The sequence below is a fragment of the Streptomyces sp. cf386 genome (assembly GCF_900103585.1).
GTDB lineage: Bacteria > Actinomycetota > Actinomycetes > Streptomycetales > Streptomycetaceae > Streptomyces.
In genome coordinates this window covers 61,496-77,445 of the sequence record NZ_FNHV01000018.1, presented here as the reverse complement: position 1 = coordinate 77,445, position 15,950 = coordinate 61,496, and the positions used below count along the sequence as shown (strand labels likewise).

Annotated in this window: 11 protein-coding genes and 1 tRNA gene; 5 read left to right on the top strand and 7 right to left on the bottom strand. The window is 70.1% G+C overall.

The window, feature by feature from the left end; genetic code table 11:
- Positions 1–24: 24 nt before the first annotated feature.
- On the bottom strand, positions 25–2,505 hold the full coding sequence (locus BLU79_RS36170; protein WP_177001317.1) for a ThuA domain-containing protein: 2,481 nt from the start codon (positions 2,503–2,505) through the stop codon (positions 25–27).
- Positions 2,506–2,683: 178 nt separating this feature from the next.
- Between BLU79_RS36170 and BLU79_RS36165 the strand changes: the two genes are divergently transcribed.
- From BLU79_RS36165 to BLU79_RS36155, 3 genes are all read left to right on the top strand, one after another.
- Positions 2,684–3,685, top strand: a complete 1,002-nt coding sequence (locus tag BLU79_RS36165; RefSeq protein ID WP_093910227.1) for a multicopper oxidase domain-containing protein — start codon at positions 2,684–2,686, stop codon at positions 3,683–3,685.
- Positions 3,686–3,699: 14 nt separating this feature from the next.
- Complete coding sequence (locus BLU79_RS36160; protein ID WP_093910226.1) at positions 3,700–4,635, top strand: ornithine cyclodeaminase family protein; 936 nt, start codon at positions 3,700–3,702, stop codon at positions 4,633–4,635.
- Between the two features lie 138 nt (positions 4,636–4,773).
- On the top strand, positions 4,774–5,811 hold the full coding sequence (locus tag BLU79_RS36155) for a LacI family DNA-binding transcriptional regulator (RefSeq protein ID WP_093910225.1): 1,038 nt from the start codon (positions 4,774–4,776) through the stop codon (positions 5,809–5,811).
- 320 nt (positions 5,812–6,131) lie between these two features.
- Here the strand turns inward: BLU79_RS36155 and abc-f are convergent, their stop codons facing one another.
- Both abc-f and BLU79_RS36145 read right to left on the bottom strand, forming a co-directional pair.
- Positions 6,132–7,805 (bottom strand): ribosomal protection-like ABC-F family protein, encoded by a 1,674-nt coding sequence (gene abc-f, locus BLU79_RS36150; RefSeq protein WP_093910224.1) that lies wholly within the window; start codon positions 7,803–7,805, stop codon positions 6,132–6,134.
- 139 nt (positions 7,806–7,944) lie between these two features.
- Positions 7,945–8,736 carry a VOC family protein gene (locus BLU79_RS36145; RefSeq protein WP_093910321.1) on the bottom strand — a complete coding sequence of 264 codons (792 nt, stop codon included), beginning with the start codon at positions 8,734–8,736 and terminating at the stop codon, positions 7,945–7,947.
- A 272-nt stretch (positions 8,737–9,008) separates the two neighbouring features.
- Here BLU79_RS36145 and BLU79_RS36140 point away from each other — a divergent pair, with 272 nt between their 5' ends.
- Complete coding sequence (locus BLU79_RS36140) at positions 9,009–9,263, top strand: WhiB family transcriptional regulator (RefSeq protein ID WP_177001316.1); 255 nt, start codon at positions 9,009–9,011, stop codon at positions 9,261–9,263.
- A gap of 121 nt (positions 9,264–9,384) precedes the next feature.
- Positions 9,385–9,457 (top strand) — tRNA-Thr (locus tag BLU79_RS48420).
- A gap of 473 nt (positions 9,458–9,930) precedes the next feature.
- Here the strand turns inward: BLU79_RS48420 and BLU79_RS36135 are convergent.
- From BLU79_RS36135 to BLU79_RS36120, 4 genes are all read right to left on the bottom strand, one after another.
- Positions 9,931–10,905 carry an acyl-ACP desaturase gene (locus tag BLU79_RS36135; protein ID WP_093910222.1) on the bottom strand — a complete coding sequence of 325 codons (975 nt, stop codon included), beginning with the start codon at positions 10,903–10,905 and terminating at the stop codon, positions 9,931–9,933.
- A 216-nt stretch (positions 10,906–11,121) separates the two neighbouring features.
- The gene (ddaH, locus tag BLU79_RS36130) at positions 11,122–11,898 is read right to left on the bottom strand and encodes a dimethylargininase (RefSeq protein ID WP_093910221.1); all 777 of its coding nucleotides are present in this window, start codon (positions 11,896–11,898) and stop codon (positions 11,122–11,124) included.
- Positions 11,899–12,000: 102 nt separating this feature from the next.
- The gene (locus tag BLU79_RS36125; RefSeq protein ID WP_093910220.1) at positions 12,001–14,268 is read right to left on the bottom strand and encodes an ATP-binding cassette domain-containing protein; all 2,268 of its coding nucleotides are present in this window, start codon (positions 14,266–14,268) and stop codon (positions 12,001–12,003) included.
- A 10-nt stretch (positions 14,269–14,278) separates the two neighbouring features.
- Positions 14,279–15,904 carry an ABC-F family ATP-binding cassette domain-containing protein gene (locus BLU79_RS36120; RefSeq protein ID WP_093910219.1) on the bottom strand — a complete coding sequence of 542 codons (1,626 nt, stop codon included), beginning with the start codon at positions 15,902–15,904 and terminating at the stop codon, positions 14,279–14,281.
- Positions 15,905–15,950 lie beyond the last annotated feature (46 nt).

Here is a 15,950-nt window from a genome sequence, read left to right as displayed (position 1 = left end):
CTCTTCGTTGACGTCGTCTGCGGATCACTGGGCTCCTCCTCTCGCCAGCTGGTCGGCTGCCGGAGTCGCGCCGCCGCCCGTGTAAGTGACCCGCCACAGCGCCGACTTGGCGTCCGAGGTGAAGAAGCCCCGGCCGTAGTCGAGCACGTACAGCGCGCCGTCCGGACCGAACTTCCAGTCCATGAGGTTCTTGATGCCGTCGTTTCCGATCGGCACGATCTTCTTCAGTGACTCCGAGTGCACCGGCAGACCGCCGTCACCGTGCGTCTTCGGGTCGGTGATCACCGCGTTGCGCGGCTGGTCGGCGTCGTAGAAGTCGCCGACGAACCACTTGCCGTCCCAGTAGGCCGGCCACTTGGTCCCGCTGGTGCTCGCCGTGTCGTACCGGTAGACCGGCCCGTTCATCGCGGCCTGCCCGCCGCCCTTGAGCCACGGCAGCTGATAGGTGGACTCCTCCTGCTTGTACGACGGCACGCCGTTCGCGTCGCGCGGGAAGTCCGGGGCGCCGCCCTGGGGCGAGTACCAGATGTTGTTGCCGGTGACCGGCGGGAGGTTGACGAGACCGTCGTTGTTCGGCGACTCGTTCTTCGGGTGGTCGCAGTCGTACCAGCCCAGCGGCTTGCTCGGATCCGGCAGATTGCGGTCCCGGTAGGGCTGCTTGTTGCCCATGCAGTACGGCCAGCCCCGGTTGCTCGCCTTGGTGATGACGGCGAAGGTGTCGTACTTCGCCGGGCCCCATGTGGTCGAGGGCGCCGAGGCGTCCGGGCCCACCCAGCCCGCGTAGAGAATGTCGGTCTGCTTGTCGACGGAGATGCGAGCGGGGTTTCTGACGCCCATCACATAGATCTCGCCGCGTGTCTTGCCGCCGCCCTCGTCGGTCTCCTTGCCCGTGAAGAGGTTGCCCTCCGGCAGGGTGTACGTGCCGTCCGGCTCCGGGTGGATGCGCAGGATCTTGCCGTTGAGGTTGTTGGTGTTGCCGGCGGTGCGGCGCGCGTCGGCGAAGGAGACGCCCTTGTAGTTGGGCTCGGGGTTGTTGCCCGAGTAACCGTCGCTGAAGCGGCTGGAGTTGTTGTCGCCGGTCGCGATGTACAGGTTGCCCTTGGAGTCCCAGGCCATCCCGCCGCCCGAGTGGCAGCAACTGTGCACCTGCACCGGCCACTTGAGCAGCACCTTCTCGCTGCTCAGGTCCAGCTTGTTCGTGGCCAGGTCGAGCGTGAAGCGGGAGACGCGCCGGTCGGCCATCCGGGTGTCACGGTTGAGCTGAGAGTGCGGGGTGTAGTGCAGATACACCCAGCCGTTCTCCTCGAACCGCGGGTCCAGCTCGATACCGAGAAGCCCTTCCTCGACCTTGATCAGCTCGTCGCCGCCGCCCTTGTTGCCGAAGACGGTCAACGCCCCGGCCAGGGTGACCTGCTTGGTCTTCGGGTCGTAGACGTGGATCTCGCCCTTGCCCTTGCCGATGTCCGGGTTGTTCCAGTCGGTGACCACCGGCTGGGAGGAGTCGGCGCCGCCCCGGCCGATGTAGAGGACCCGGCCGTCGGGGGCGGTGACCAGGCCGTGCGGTTCGCCGATCTGGTCGTTCTGGCCGGGCTGGTTGGCCCGGGTGAGGCGCTCGGCCTTGTAGTTGCCGGTGATGGTGGCCTTGCAGTCGGCCTGGACCAGCCGGGTCGTCCACAGCAGGGCGCCGCGCAGATGCGTACGGAAGTCGGTCTCGTCGTACGACGACACCGTGCCGCCCATGCCGGTGTAGAAGGAGCGACCGCCGTCGTAGTCACGGCACCAACTCACCGGGTGGTCCCAGCCGTTCTTGCTGTCACCCGGTTGGTACGTCGACTCGCGCACCCGGGCCACGGTGTGCACCTCGCCCGACGGGTTCTTCGTCCAGTTGAACCACTGGTCGGGACGTTTCCACTGCACCGGCAGGTCCTTGGTGGCCGGATGCCGCCGGTCGCCGACCTCGACCACCGCACGCTGTACGGCCGTTGGGCTGGCGGCGGCCGGGCGGGCGCCGACGAGGCCGGTGAACCAGTCGGAGTACGGCTCGGCGCGCGCCGCGTCATGGATGCCGACGAAACCGCCGCCCGCCTCCATGTAGGCCTCCAGGCCCGCCTCCTGCTCGGGGTCGAGGACGTCGCCGCCGCCCGTCAGGAACACGATCGCGTTGAAGCGGCCCAACTTGGTCTCATCGGTGAAGACCGAGGCGTCGTTCGTGGCCTCGGTCTTGAAGCGCTGGTCGGTCGCGCCGGACAGGCCGATCTTCTCGATCGCCTCGATGCCGGCGTTCACCAGGGGCGACTCCTCGCCTGCGGCCGCGGATCCGTAGAAGACCAGCACACGCACATGGGCGCCGCCCGGCGGCGACTTGACGGACATCGTTGTCAGGGGTGGCTCCGGGGCCGGGCGCGCGTCAGCGGCCGGGGCCGACATCAGCCCGGCCGCGACGATCCCGGCGGTCACGGTGGCCACCCAGGTCTGTCTTCTCGTGCTTAAACCTCGTAAGCGCATGGGCACCTCCACGGTCACAGCAACAGCGACAAGGAAGCTAGACCCCTTTGAACGACTCGCCAATACCTATGACCGCACTGGGACCAACTTTGTCCTGAGTGTGGATAAACGAGGGAACGGCCGGTACCGTCTCAGCGGTTCATCCCCGTAAATTCCGTACCGCCGTGGGGAGTTCGGCATGGACAGACGCAGCTTCAACAGGCGTACCTTCAACAGAGGTGTACTGCTGGGTGGCGCGACCGCCGCGACATCGTTGTCGCTGGCATCGGCACCCGAGGCCATGGGCGCCGACACACCACCGAAGACCGCGCCGGCCGGCGGCGAGGTCCGGCACCTCAAGCTGTACGCCGAGAAGCTCGCCGACGGTCAGATGGGCTACGGCTTCGAGAAGGGCAAGGCGACGATCCCCGGCCCGCTGATCGAGCTCAACGAGGGCGACACCGCGCACATCGAGTTCGAGAACACGATGGACGTGCCGGTGAGCCTGCACGTCCACGGCCTCGACTACGAGATCACCAGCGACGGCACGAAGCTGAACAAGAGCGACGTCGAGCCCGGCGGCACCCGCACCTACACCTGGCGCACCCACGCCCCCGGTCGCCGCAAGGACGGCACCTGGCGGGCGGGGAGCGCCGGTTACTGGCACTACCACGACCACGTCGTCGGTACGGAGCACGGCACCGGCGGCATCCGAAAGGGCCTGTACGGGCCGGTGATCGTGCGGCGCAAGGGCGACATCCTCCCGGACGCGACCCACACCGTCGTCTTCAACGACATGCTGATCAACAACAAGCCCGCGCACACCGGCCCCAACTTCGAGGCCACGGTGGGCGATCGCGTCGAGTTCGTGATGATCACGCACGGCGAGTACTACCACACCTTCCATATGCACGGCCATCGCTGGGCGGACAACCGCACGGGTATGCTCACCGGCCCCGACGACCCGAGTCCGGTCATCGACAACAAGATCGTCGGCCCGGCGGACTCGTTCGGGTTCCAGGTGATCGCGGGGGAGGGGGTCGGCGCGGGGGCGTGGATGTACCACTGCCATGTGCAGAGCCATTCGGACATGGGGATGGTGGGGCTGTTCCTGGTGAAGAAGGCGGACGGGACGATTCCGGGGTACGACCCGCACGAGCACGGTCATGAGTCGAGCTCGGGGGCCGCGCACGAACACTGAGGGATCATGTCCGGGTGACGCTTGTTCTGACACGCGGTGACCTGGAAGCCGTACTGGAGCCGGAGGCGTGCCTCGCCGCGCTGGCCGAGGGATTTCGGTGCGCGGACGCCGTACCGGTCGCGGGGCAGCGGGTGCGGACCGATCTGCCGTTCCCCGGCACGGCGACCGCCCTGCTGCCCGGACTCCTGCCGGGCGTCGAGGCGTACACGGTCAAGGTCAACGCCAAGTTCCCGGGCGCGCGGCCCGCCCTGCGCGGGGTGATCTGCCTGCACAGCGGACGGGACGGCGAACTGCTGGCGCTGCTGGACTCGTCGACGGTCACGGCATGGCGTACGGGGCTGGCGGCGGCGTTGGGCACGCATGTGCTGGCCGGCGACGGAGAGGTCCTCGGGGTGATCGGCGCGGGGGCGCAGGCCGAGCTGATGGTGCGGGGGCTGGCGGTGCTGCGGCCGCATCGTGCACTCGTCGTCCATGACACGGACCCCGAGCGGGCCTCCGCGTTCGCCGAACGGCACGACGGCCGGGCCGTGGGCTCGCCGCAGGAGGTCGCGGCGGCGGCCGACACCGTACTGCTGGCGACCTGGGCCCGAACCCCGTTGCTGCGGCTGCCGGACACACGGGATGGCCAGCACTTCACGAGCCTGGGTGTGGACGAGCCCGGCAAGCAGGAGCTGGCGGCCGACCTGCTGCGAGCCGCGCTGCTGGTCGTGGACGACCGGGAACTCGCCGCGAGCATGGGGGCGTTGGCGGCGGCGGGCCTTTCGGCGTCCGCCGCCGACGCCACGCTCGGGGAGGTGCTGCGGGGTGAGCATCCGGGGCGCGTGAGCGCCGAAAGCCGTACGGTCTACGCGCCGGTCGGGCTGCCGTGGCAGGACTTGGCCCTGAGCCGGCTGGCGTATCGGGCGGCGGAGCGGGAGGGCGTCGGGCGGCGGGTGGATCTACTGGAGTGACTCGGACCGCTCTGTACCGCTCTGTATCGCTCTGAAGATGTTCGGTACGGGTGTGGCCCCGCCCATGCGAGAGCGCTCTCACCAGTCCACCCACCTCGGGGCTATCCTGATCCGCACCCACCGAGGAGGAGCCGCGCAGTGACCGAGACCGCCCCGCGTCCCACACTGGAAGCCGTGGCCGCACGCGCCGGGGTCTCGCGGGCCACCGTGTCGCGGGTGGTCAATGGCGGGGACGGGGTGCGGGAACCCCTCGTCGAGCGGGTGCGCGCGGCGGTGGAGGAGCTCGGGTACGTACCCAACCAGGCCGCCCGCAGCCTGGTGACCCGGCGGCACGACGCCATCGCGGTCGTCGTCGCCGAACCGGAGACCCGCGTCTTCGCCGATCCCTTCTTCGCGCTGCAACTCCGAGGCATCAGCAAGGAGTTGACGGCCCACGACAACCAGCTGGTGCTGCTGCTGACCGAGGGCCGCGACGATCACGCCCGCGTCGCCCGCTACCTCGCCGGCGGGCATGTCGACGGGGCGCTCGTGTTCTCGCTGCACCTCGACGACCCGCTGCCCGGACTGATCCAGCGCGCCGGAGTGCCCACCGTGTTCGGCGGACGGCCCGGCTGGAGCGGCGACCGGCGGGGCGTGGTCTACGTCGACACCGACAACCGGGGCGGCGCGCGTGACGCCGTACGGCATCTCATCGGCCTCGGCCGCAGCCGCATCGCGCACATCGCCGGGGCCCTCGACCAGACGTCGGCCGTGGACCGGCTCGACGGATACAGGGACGTCATGGTCGACGCCGATCCGCAGCTCATCGTCGAGGGCGACTTCACGCCGGCCGGCGGCGAACGGGCGATGCGAGAGCTGCTCGCCCGCTGCCCGGACCTGGACGCGGTGTTCGCCGCCAACGATCTCACCGCGGCGGGGGCGTTGCGGGTGCTGCGCGAGTCGGGGCGGCGGGTGCCGGACGACGTCGCCGTGGTCGGGTTCGACGACATGCTGCCGGTGGCGGAACAGACCGACCCACCGCTCACGACGGTCCGTCAGGACATCGAGGAAATGGGCCGGTTGATGACTCGCCTGCTGTTGCGGGGGCTCGACCGTCACGCAGCCGACCAGGGCGTCGGCGCTGCGCCGTCCAGTGTGGTGCTGCCTACGACGCTGGTGCGGCGGGCGTCGGCGTAGGGCGTAGGGCCGGGCTTGCCGGGCACGGGGATTTTCCGTGTGGGTGGTTCGGCTGGGGCTTGCCGGGCACAGACCGTGTCCGCGTGGGGTCGTCAGTCTTGGGCTTCCCGGGCACGGGCGTTGTCCGCGTGGGTCGCCGGACCGGGGCCCGTGGACACGGGCGTTGGCCGCGTAGGTAGTACGGCCGGGCTTCCCGGACACGGGCGTTGTCCGCATGGGTCGTCCGACCGGGGCTCCGCGGGCACGGCGTTGTCCGCGTAGGCCGTGCCACCGGGAGCCCCGGGCGCGGACGTCGTTCGTGCGGGTCGTCCGACCAGGGATCAGGGCGCGGACGCGCGCAAGGGCCCCGCAGCCGTCCGGCCGTCGTGCAGTGCGAGCCGGTCCCCCGGGAACCGTTCGCGGAAGCCGCGGTCGTGCGAGACCGCGACCACTGCGCCCGGGTACGCCGCGAGCGCCGACTCCAGGTCCTCGACCAGGTCGAGGGCGACGTGGTTGGTCGGCTCGTCGAGTACGAGGAGGTCGGCGGGCCGGGTCACGAGGTTCGCGATCTGCAGCCGCCGCTGCTGGCCGGCGGACATCGCGGCGACCGGGACGTGCAGGTCCTCCTCACGGAACAGGCCCAGCGCCAGGAGCTGTTCGGCGTACTCGTCCGGCAGCCCGGGCCGTCCGGCCGCGAAGGCGGCGAGCAGCGGGAGCCGGGTGGAGCGTGCGGGCAGTTCCTGTGGCAGATACCCGATCCGGGCGGGACGGCGCACCGCGCCCGCGTCCGGCTGCAGGTCGCCGGCCAGGACGCGCAGCAGCGTCGTCTTGCCTGCCCCGTTATCTCCCGTGACCAGCAGCCGCTGCCCGGGCGTGACGGACAGCAGCCCGTCCAGCCGCAGCCGCTCGCCGACCGCCACGCCGTCGAGTTCGGCGAGCGGGCGGTCCACGGGATGCCCGCCGTCCGATGTCGGCGGTGCCGCGGTGAACCGAAGGGGCTGTGGTGGGGCTGCCACGGGATTGCGCCGCAGCTGGGCCAGCCGCTCGCGGACCGCGCGCACCTGCCCGCCGAGCTTCGCCTCGTGCGAGCGGCGGTGCTTGCCGAAGCCCTGCCGCGGGTCCTTGCCAGTGGTGGCCAGCCGCTTCCCGGCGGCGTCGAGCAGCTCCTCGGTACGGGCGACTTCCTCAACCCAGTCCGCGTGTTCCTGCTCCGCGCGGCGTCGGGCGGCGACTTTCGCGGCGCGGTAGCCGGCCCAGCCGTCGCCGTACCGGTGCACGGTGCGCGCGTCGCGGTCGACCTCGAGGATCGTGGTGGCGATGCGCTCCAGGAAGCCGCGGTCGTGCGTGACCGCGACGACGGTGCCGCGGTGCGTGCGCAGATGCTCCTCCAGCCAGCGCACGGCCGCCGCGTCGAGGTGGTTCGTCGGCTCGTCGAGGAGCAGCAGCTCGGGAGCGGCGGCCAGGACACAGGCGAGGGCGAGCCGCGACTGCTCGCCGCCGGAGAGCGAGCCGAGCACGCGGTCGCGGGTGATCCCGGCGAGCCCGAGCCCGTGCATCGCGGCGTCCACGCGGACGTCCGCCTCGTAACCGCCGCGTTCCTCGTACACGATCAACAGCTCGCCGTACGCGGCGAGTTCGTCTTCCGACGCCTCCCCGAGGCGCTCCTCGGCCGCGCGCAGCCGGCGCTCCATGTCCCGCAGGTCGGCGAGGGCGAGGTCGATCGCGTCCCGTACGGTGCGGTCCGGGTCGAGGTCGAGGGTCTGGGCGAGGTGGCCGGTGCCGCCGGGGAAGCCGACGGTGAGCTCCCCGGTGTCCGGCGCCTCGATGGCGGCGAGCAGCCGGAGCAGGGTGGACTTGCCGGAGCCGTTCTCGCCGATGACGGTGGCCTTCTCACCCGGGCGGACGGTGAAGGAGACCTGGTCGAGGACGAGCCGGGTGCCGTAGGACTTGGTGACGCCCTTGACGGACAGCTGCGCCACGGCAGCGGGCATGGAGGCGTGGGCGCGTTCGCGCATGTGACTTTCCCTGAGGGGGTGAAGGGTCTACGGGCGGCGGAAACGGCGGCGTCGGCCGTGCCCGGACTCAGAGGAAGAAGTAGAAAGTCACGCGCTCACTGTAACAGAACGGAACGTCTCGTCTCTAGTCGTGGGTCGCTCAGTTCGGAGCCGGCGCGCTCTTGATCACCGCGAAGCGTGCGCCGTAGGGGTCGGCGAGCTTGGCGATGCGGCCGACGTCCGGCAGGTCCGTGGGCGGCATGCGGACCGTGCCGCCCCGTTCCCGCGCCTTGGCGACCGTGGCGTCCGTGTCGCTGACCTCGAAGTACGGCAGCCAGTACGCGGGGCCCTCCGCCTCCGCCGGGTCGTCGGACTTGTCGACGACGCCGCCGAACATGGCGTCCTCCCCGGCGCCGGCAGGGCTGAACGTCGTGTAGGTGCCGCCGTAGAAGTCGAGGGCGAAGGTCTCCATGCCCAGCGTCGCGTTGTAGAACCCCGCGGCGGCCGGTACGTCCGTGGTGTACAGCTCCAGCCAGCACAGCGAGCCGGGCTCCTGGACGACGTCGAGGCCCTTGTTGGTGCCGGGCTGCCACAGGCCGAAGAGCACGCCCGCCTTGTCGGCGAGGATGGCCATGCGGCCCAGGTCCAGCACGTCCATGGGCTGAATCAGCACCGAGCCGTGCGCCTGCTCGGCCGTCTTCGCGGTGGCGTCCGCGTCCGGGGTCTGGAAGTACACCGTCCAGAAGGGCGGACCCTGCTCCTCGGTGGTCTGCATACCGCCGGCCACCGTCCTGCCATCGAGCTGGAAGAAGCCGTAGCCGCCGGTCTCGGGCCCGCCCGGCTGGAACCGCCAGCCGAACAGGTCGCGGTAGAAGGCGCCGGCGCCCTCGATGTCCGGGGTGCTGAGGTCGATCCAGTTCGGCGCGCCGGTGACGTAACGGGTGGTGAGCATCATCGCCCTCCTCGGAAGGGTCCCGTTGTCTGCTCTGCCGAGTCTTGCACCGCCCACTGACAATCGCCGCCGGAACCGTGACCCCGATGGCGGTGACGGATGGGGTCACCCTCGGTGACCGGTCGCAGTCTCCGTGTTTTCACCGGTTTCCGCGCGCGCCGCCGTGCGCCGTGGTGCGGGGGAGGGGACCATCGGGTCGGGCGGAGGCCTTCCGGCGCGGCGTTGATCCCGCGTTGATCGAACGTTTTTCGCCGACCGGCACGATCCTGCGCATGCACATCGACACGATCACAACGATCACCTCGCCCGACCTGGACTGGCAGCAGGAGGCGTTGTGCGCACAGACCGGGGCGGACTTCTTCTTCCCCGAGCCGGGCAGCTCGGTACGGGAGGCGAAGCGGATCTGCGGCCTGTGCCCGATCCGCTCCACCTGCCTGGAGTACGCACTGGACAACGACGAACGCTTCGGAGTCTGGGGCGGCCTCTCGGAGAAGGAACGCCTGGAACTCCGACGCACGTCCCGCTGAACGCCCGGCCCGGCTGCTGTCAGGGCTGTGGTTGGGATCCGGGTCGGCACGGAGGCAGGCCCACTCGCCTCGCCCAGGTGACCGACAGCGGTTCGAATCCGACTCTCGGGGTGTGTCCGCGGGCCTTGCAAAACAGAGGCGGAATCGCCGCCTCGTCAGGCCGGAGAGGCCGGTTCGAATCCGGCCCGGGGCCACTCGGACTTACGGCACGGCACGGCCGGGACATGGGCGGGGACGATGGGCGACGGGGCCGAACCGTCATCGGCGAGGAGGAACTCGCCGCCTTCCATCGTCCGGTCGGCTCCCGCCCGAGCCGTCGGCCGGAGGAAGCGCCCGTCCGCCCTCGCTCGTTTCGTCGGCCAGGGGAGTGCGGGTGAGCTTCCGCTCGTGTCGCAGCCCGACCAAATGCCCGTCACCTTCCGGCTCGACCCGACCCGAGTCGAGCGTCGGCCGCAGGCCTGCCCGCAGGCCTGCCCGCCGGCCTCCGCCGCCCGAGTCTCCTGGCCGTGAACCTGCCGGTCAGTCCGCCGCCGAAGCAGCCGGTCGCCGACCTACCCGCTGGCCTCCCCGCCCGAGCCCTCGGCCGTGAACCTGCCGGTCAGTCCGCCGCCGAAGCCGCCGACCTACCCGTCAGCCTCCCCGCCGAGCCCCGGCAGGACCGCGTCGATCAGCTCGCCGCCCGAGCCGCCATCCGGGCCTTGCGGGCCGCCAGCCTCTCGTCGAACTTCGAGGCCTCCGAGTCCAGGCCGCCCATGTACAGGCCCAGCTCCTCCTGTGCCTTCTGCCCCTCCGGGCCGAGGCCGTCGATCTCCATGATCTTCAGGAAGCGCAGGACGGGCTGCAGGACGTCGTCGTGGTGGATGCGCATGTTGTAGACCTCGCCGATGGCCATCTGCGCGGCGGCGCGCTCGAAGCCGGGCATGCCGTGGCCGGGCATGCGGAAGTTGACCACGACGTCACGCACCGCCTGCATGGTGAGGTCGGGGGCGAGCTCGAACGCGGCCTTCAGCAGGTTGCGGTAGAAGACCATGTGGAGGTTCTCGTCGGTCGCGATGCGCGCCAGCATGCGGTCGCAGACCGGGTCACCGGACTGGTGGCCGGTGTTGCGGTGCGAGATACGGGTCGCGAGCTCCTGGAAGGCGACGTAGGCGATCGAGTGCAGCATCGAGTGGCGGTTGTCCGACTCGAAGCCCTCGCTCATGTGGGCCATCCGGAACTGCTCGAGCTTGTCCGGGTCCACCGCGCGCGAGGCGAGCAGGTAGTCGCGCATCACGATGCCGTGGCGGCCCTCCTCGGCGGTCCAGCGGTGCACCCAGGTGCCCCAGGCGCCGTCACGGCCGAAGAGAGTGGCGATCTCGTGGTGGTAGCTGGGGAGGTTGTCCTCGGTCAGGAGGTTCACCACGAGCGCGATGCGGCCGATCTCGGTGACCTTGGACTGCTCCTTGTCCCAGGCCTCGCCGTCCTCGAAGAAGCCGGGGAAGTTACGGGCGTCGCTCCACGGCACGTACTCGTGCGGCATCCAGTCCTTGGTGACCTTCAGATGCCGGTTGAGTTCCTTCTCGACCACTTCCTCCAGCGCGTACAGCAGTTTGGCGTCGGTCCAGACGGCGGGGCTGCCGAGGTGAGGGGAAGCGATCGTCACGGGAACTCCTGGGGACGCACGACACAAGGAAGATGACCGGCGAGCGGTTGCCGGAACCTACGGAATCGTAGGCTACGAAACCGTAGGTTACGAAGCCGTAGGTTAAGGGCGGCGTAAACACCGCTGATCAGCAGCCGTTCCGTCGGGATTTCACGGGCATGCGAAACGCCCCACGACCCGCAGGTCCCGGGGCTGAGAGAGATCCGTTCGGCCCGGTCAGGCATACAGCTCCCGCATCCGCACCGAGAGGCATGTCACACACCCTTCGAGCTTCTCGAACTCGCTGATGTCGACCAGGACGGGCTCGTGGCCGAGGTCGGCGAGCAGCTCCGCCGTCTTCGGCGCGCTCGCCGCCATGAGCAGCTTGTCGCCGCCGAGCAGCACCACATGCGCACCGGACTCCTCCGGCACCGGCAGGAAGCGCGGGAACAGCGACGGGGCGTCCAGCTGCGGGATGCGGCCCAGAATCGTTCCGTCGGGCAGCGCGGTGATCGCCGACTTCAGGTGCAGCACCTTGCTCACGGGCACGGCGACGACCCGCGCCCCCAGCGGCTCGAAGGCGGCCCGCAGCTGCTGGACGCCGGCCGCGTTGGTGCGGCCGCCCCGCCCGACGTAGATCGTGTCGCCGACCTTCAGGACGTCGCCGCCGTCCAGCGTGCCCGGCTCCCAGATCCAGTTGACCGAGCAGCCGAGCGAGGCCACGGCCTCCTCGACGCCGATGGTCTCGTCCCGCCGGGACTCGGCACCGGACCGGGCGATCAGCGCGACGTTCCGGTACATGACGACCGTGTCCTCGACGAACACCGAGTCGGGGCAGTCGTCGGCCGGGTCCACCTCGACGGTCTCCCAGCCGTGCTTGCGCAGTGCCTCCACGTACGTCTCCCACTGCTCGACCGCGAGATCGGCATCGACCTTCTCCCGCTCGATGTGCGTCACCAGCCCTTCGGCGAGGCGCGGGCTCGGGCGGCGGACGAGGGCCTTCTTGCTGGGCACGACGGGATCTCCGGATCAGTGGCAGGCTTCGGTGCCCCCTGATGTATGGGGCACCGGTCCGCCATCATGCAGGGCCTACCCGCCCGTACAAAACCCTCGGGGTCAGGCTGTGGCCCTCCTGAGATGCTCCGCGGTGAAGGAGCCGGAGGTTTTGAGGAGCTGCCGTGGGGGCCCCTCGAAGATCACCTGACCTCCGTCCCGGCCTCCATCCGGCCCCAGGTCGATGATCCAGTCGGCGTGCGCCACCACGTCCAGGTTGTGCTCGACGACGACGACCGTGTTGCCCCCGTCGACCAGCCGGTCCAGCAGGCCGAGCAGCCCGTCGACGTCCGACATGTGCAGTCCGGTCGTCGGTTCGTCGAGGACGTACACCGCCCCGGTGCGGTGCAGCCGCGTCGCCAGCTTGATGCGCTGACGTTCACCGCCGGAGAGGGTGGAGAGCGGCTGGCCGAGCGTGAGGTACGTCAGTCCCACGTCCCGCAGGGCGCGCAGGCGTCGTCGTACGCCCGCTTCCTGGAAGAACTCCAGCGCCTGGTCGGCCGTCATCTCCAGCACGTCCGCCACGGAGTCGCCGCCGACGGTCAGCCGCAGCACCTCGTCCTTGAAGCGCCGCCCCTCGCAGCCGTGGCAGGTCGTCGTCACCGGGTCCATGAAGGCGAGGTCGGTGTAGATGATCCCGCGGCCCTCGCAAGTGCCGCACGCGCCGGAGGAGTTGAAGCTGAACAACCCCGGCTCGGCGCCCGTCTCGCGCGCGAAGATCTTCCGTACCGTGTCCATGATCCCCAGATAGGTCGCCGGGGTCGACCGCGCCGAGATCCCGATCGACGACTGGTCCACGACCACGGCGTCGGCGTGAGCGGCGGTGAACTCCGCGACCAGCGTGCTCTTTCCGGATCCGGCGACCCCGGTCACCACGGTGAGTACCCCGGTGGGGAACTCGACCGTCACGTCGCGCAGATTGTGCCGGTCGGCTCCCTTCACCCAGAGCCCGCCGCCCGCCGTGCGTACGTCCTCCTTGATCGCCGTACGGCGCCCCAGGCACCGCCCGGTCACCGTGCCCGACCCGGCCAGCTCGCCCGGCGTCCCCTCGAACACGACCCGCCCGCCGTCCGCACCGGCCGCCGGTCCCATGTCGACGACGTGATCGGCGAGCGCGATGACGTCCTGGTCGTGCTCGACCACCAGCACGGTGTTGCCCTTGTCGCGCAGCCGCAACAGCAGATCGCCGAGGCGGCCGACGTCGCGCGGGTGCAGGCCGACACTGGGCTCGTCGAAGATGTACGTCATACCGGTGAGGCTGGAGCCCAGATGGCGGACCGTCTTCAGGCGCTGCCCCTCGCCGCCGGAGAGCGTGGACGTCTCGCGGTCGAGGCTGAGGTAGCCGAGGCCGATGGCGTCGATGCGTTCGAGGGCGGTGGCGGCGGCGCGGGCGATCGGTCCGGCGACGGGGTCGGCGATGTCTTTCAGTACGGAGATCAGGTCCGTGACCTGCATGTGCGTACAGTCGGCGATGGTCAGGCCGTTGACGCGGGTCGCGAGTGCCGCCGCGTTGAGGCGGGCTCCGTCGCAGTCCGGGCAGGTGCCCTGTGCCAGGAACTCCCGCACCAGGTCGCGGGTCTTCTGGCTCATCGCCGACAGATCCCGCTTGAGATAGAGCCGCTCGAAACGATCCGCCAGCCCCTCGTACTCGGTCGTCCAGGTGCCGCCCGTGCCGTTGACGGTGACCTTGCTGCCGGGGCGGCCGTGCATCAGGAACTCCCGCTCGGCGGCGGTGAAGCGCCCGACGGGCTTGTGCGGGTCGAGGTCGGTGCTGTTGGTGTACGCCTGCCCCTGCCAGGTGCCGGCGGCGAACGGCGGGAAGCGGACCGCCCCGTCGGCCAGGGAGCGGTCGGGGTCGAGGATGCGGTCCCAGTCCGGCCGTACCGTCCGGCCCAGGCCGTCGCACTCGGGGCACATGCCCGAGGGGTCGTTGAACGAGTACGCGGTCGCCGGTCCGGCGCTCGGGGTGCCGTGCCGGGAGAACAGCACCCGGATCACCGAGTAGATGTCGGTCATCGTGCCGACCGTGGACCGGGAGTGGCCCCCGATCGGCCGCTGGTCGACGACGATCGCGGGGGAGAGGTCCTGCAGTTCCTCCGCGTGCGGGCGCTCGTACTTGGGCAGCCGGTTGCGCACGAACCAGGTGAAGGTCTCGTTCAGCTGGCGCTGCGACTCCACTGCGATCGTGTCGAAGACGATCGACGACTTCCCCGATCCCGAAACGCCGGTGAACACGGTCAGCCGGCCTTTCGGGATGCGGAGCGTGACGTCCTTGAGGTTGTTCTCCCTGGCTCCGGTGATGGTGATGAACTCGGGTGTGAAATCGGGCATGAACCCGAAGCTAGGCGGGATACCCGACAGCTTCTGGCGTGATTTCCTTCAATTCTCCGTCCTCCATCATCAGCCAGCGTGTGATGCCGATCGACTCCAGGAACGGCAGGTCGTGGCTGGCCACGATCAGCGCCCCCTCGTACGACTCCAGGGCCGAGGTGAGCTGCCGCACGCTCGCCATGTCCAGGTTGTTCGTCGGTTCGTCCAGCATCAGCAACTGGGGTGCGGGCTCCGCCAGCATGAGTGCGGCCAGCGCCGCCCGGAAGCGTTCGCCGCCCGACAGCGTCTCCGCCCTCTGGTCGGCACGGGCGCCCCGGAACAGGAAGCGGGCCAGCCGCGCCCGGATCCGGTTGTTGGTGGCGTCCGGCGCGAACCGGGCCACGTTCTCGGCGACCGACAGCTCGCCGTCGAGGACGTCCAGCCGCTGCGGCAGGAAGCGGAGCGGCACATGCGCCGTCACCTCGCCCGCCACCGGCGCCAGCTCGCCGGCGATCGTCCGCAGCAGCGTCGTCTTGCCCGAGCCGTTACGCCCGATCAGCGCGATCCGCTCCGGACCGTGCAGATCGAAGCCACCGGCCACGCGCGCGCCGTACGCCAGCTCCAGCTCGCGCAGTGTGAGCACGCTCCGGCCCGGCGGTACGGCCGTGTACGGCAGGTCGACGCGGATCTCGTCGTCGTCCCGTACGGCCTCCACCGCGTCGTCGAGCCGGTCCTTGGCCTCGGCGAGCTTCTCCTCGTGCATGATCCGGTGCTTGCCCGCGGACTCCTGTGCCGCGCGCTTGCGCGCACCCATGACGATCTTCGGCTCGCGTTTCTGGTCCCACATCTTCTGGCCGTAGCGTTTGCGGCGGGCCAACTTGACCTGGGCGTCGACCAGTTCCCGCTTCTGCTTCTTCAGGTCGGCCTCGGCGACGCGGACCATGCGCTCGGCCGCCTCCTGCTCGGTGGCGAGCACCTCCTCGTACGCCGAGTAGTTGCCGCCGTACCAGGTGATCTCCCCGGAGCGCAGATCGGCGATCTGGTCGACCAGGTCGAGGAGTTCACGGTCGTGGCTGACCACGACCATCACCCCCGGCCAGGACTCGACGGCCGCGTACAGCCGCCGGCGTGCGTACAGGTCGAGGTTGTTGGTGGGCTCGTCCAGCAGGAGGACGTCGGGCCTGCGCAGCAGCAGGGCGGCCAGCCGTAGCAGCACCGACTCGCCGCCGGAGACCTCGCCGATCGTCCGGTCCAACTCGACGTGGCCGAGCCCCAGTTCGCCGAGGGTGGCGAGGGCTCGCTCCTCCACGTCCCAGTCGTCGCCGACGGTCTCGAAGTGCTCCTCGGCCACGTCGCCCGCCTCGATGGCGTGCAGCGCGGCCCGCTGTGCGGCGATGCCGAGGGCCTCGTCGACCTTCAGGCCGGTGTCGAGCGTGACGTTCTGCGGGAGATAGCCGACCTCGCCGACGACGCGTGCGGTGCCGTCGGCCGGGGTGAGCTCACCGGCGATGAGCTTCAACAGGGTTGACTTTCCCGACCCGTTGACGCCGACGAGGCCGGTCCTGCCGGGACCGAACGCGACGTCGAGGCCCTCGAAGACGGGGGAGCCGTCGGGCCAGGTGAAGGAGAGGGACGTACAGGTGATGGAAGTAGACATACGGGCCTCCGCGGATGCTCGAAGCGATCAAGGGCAAACGCGTTTC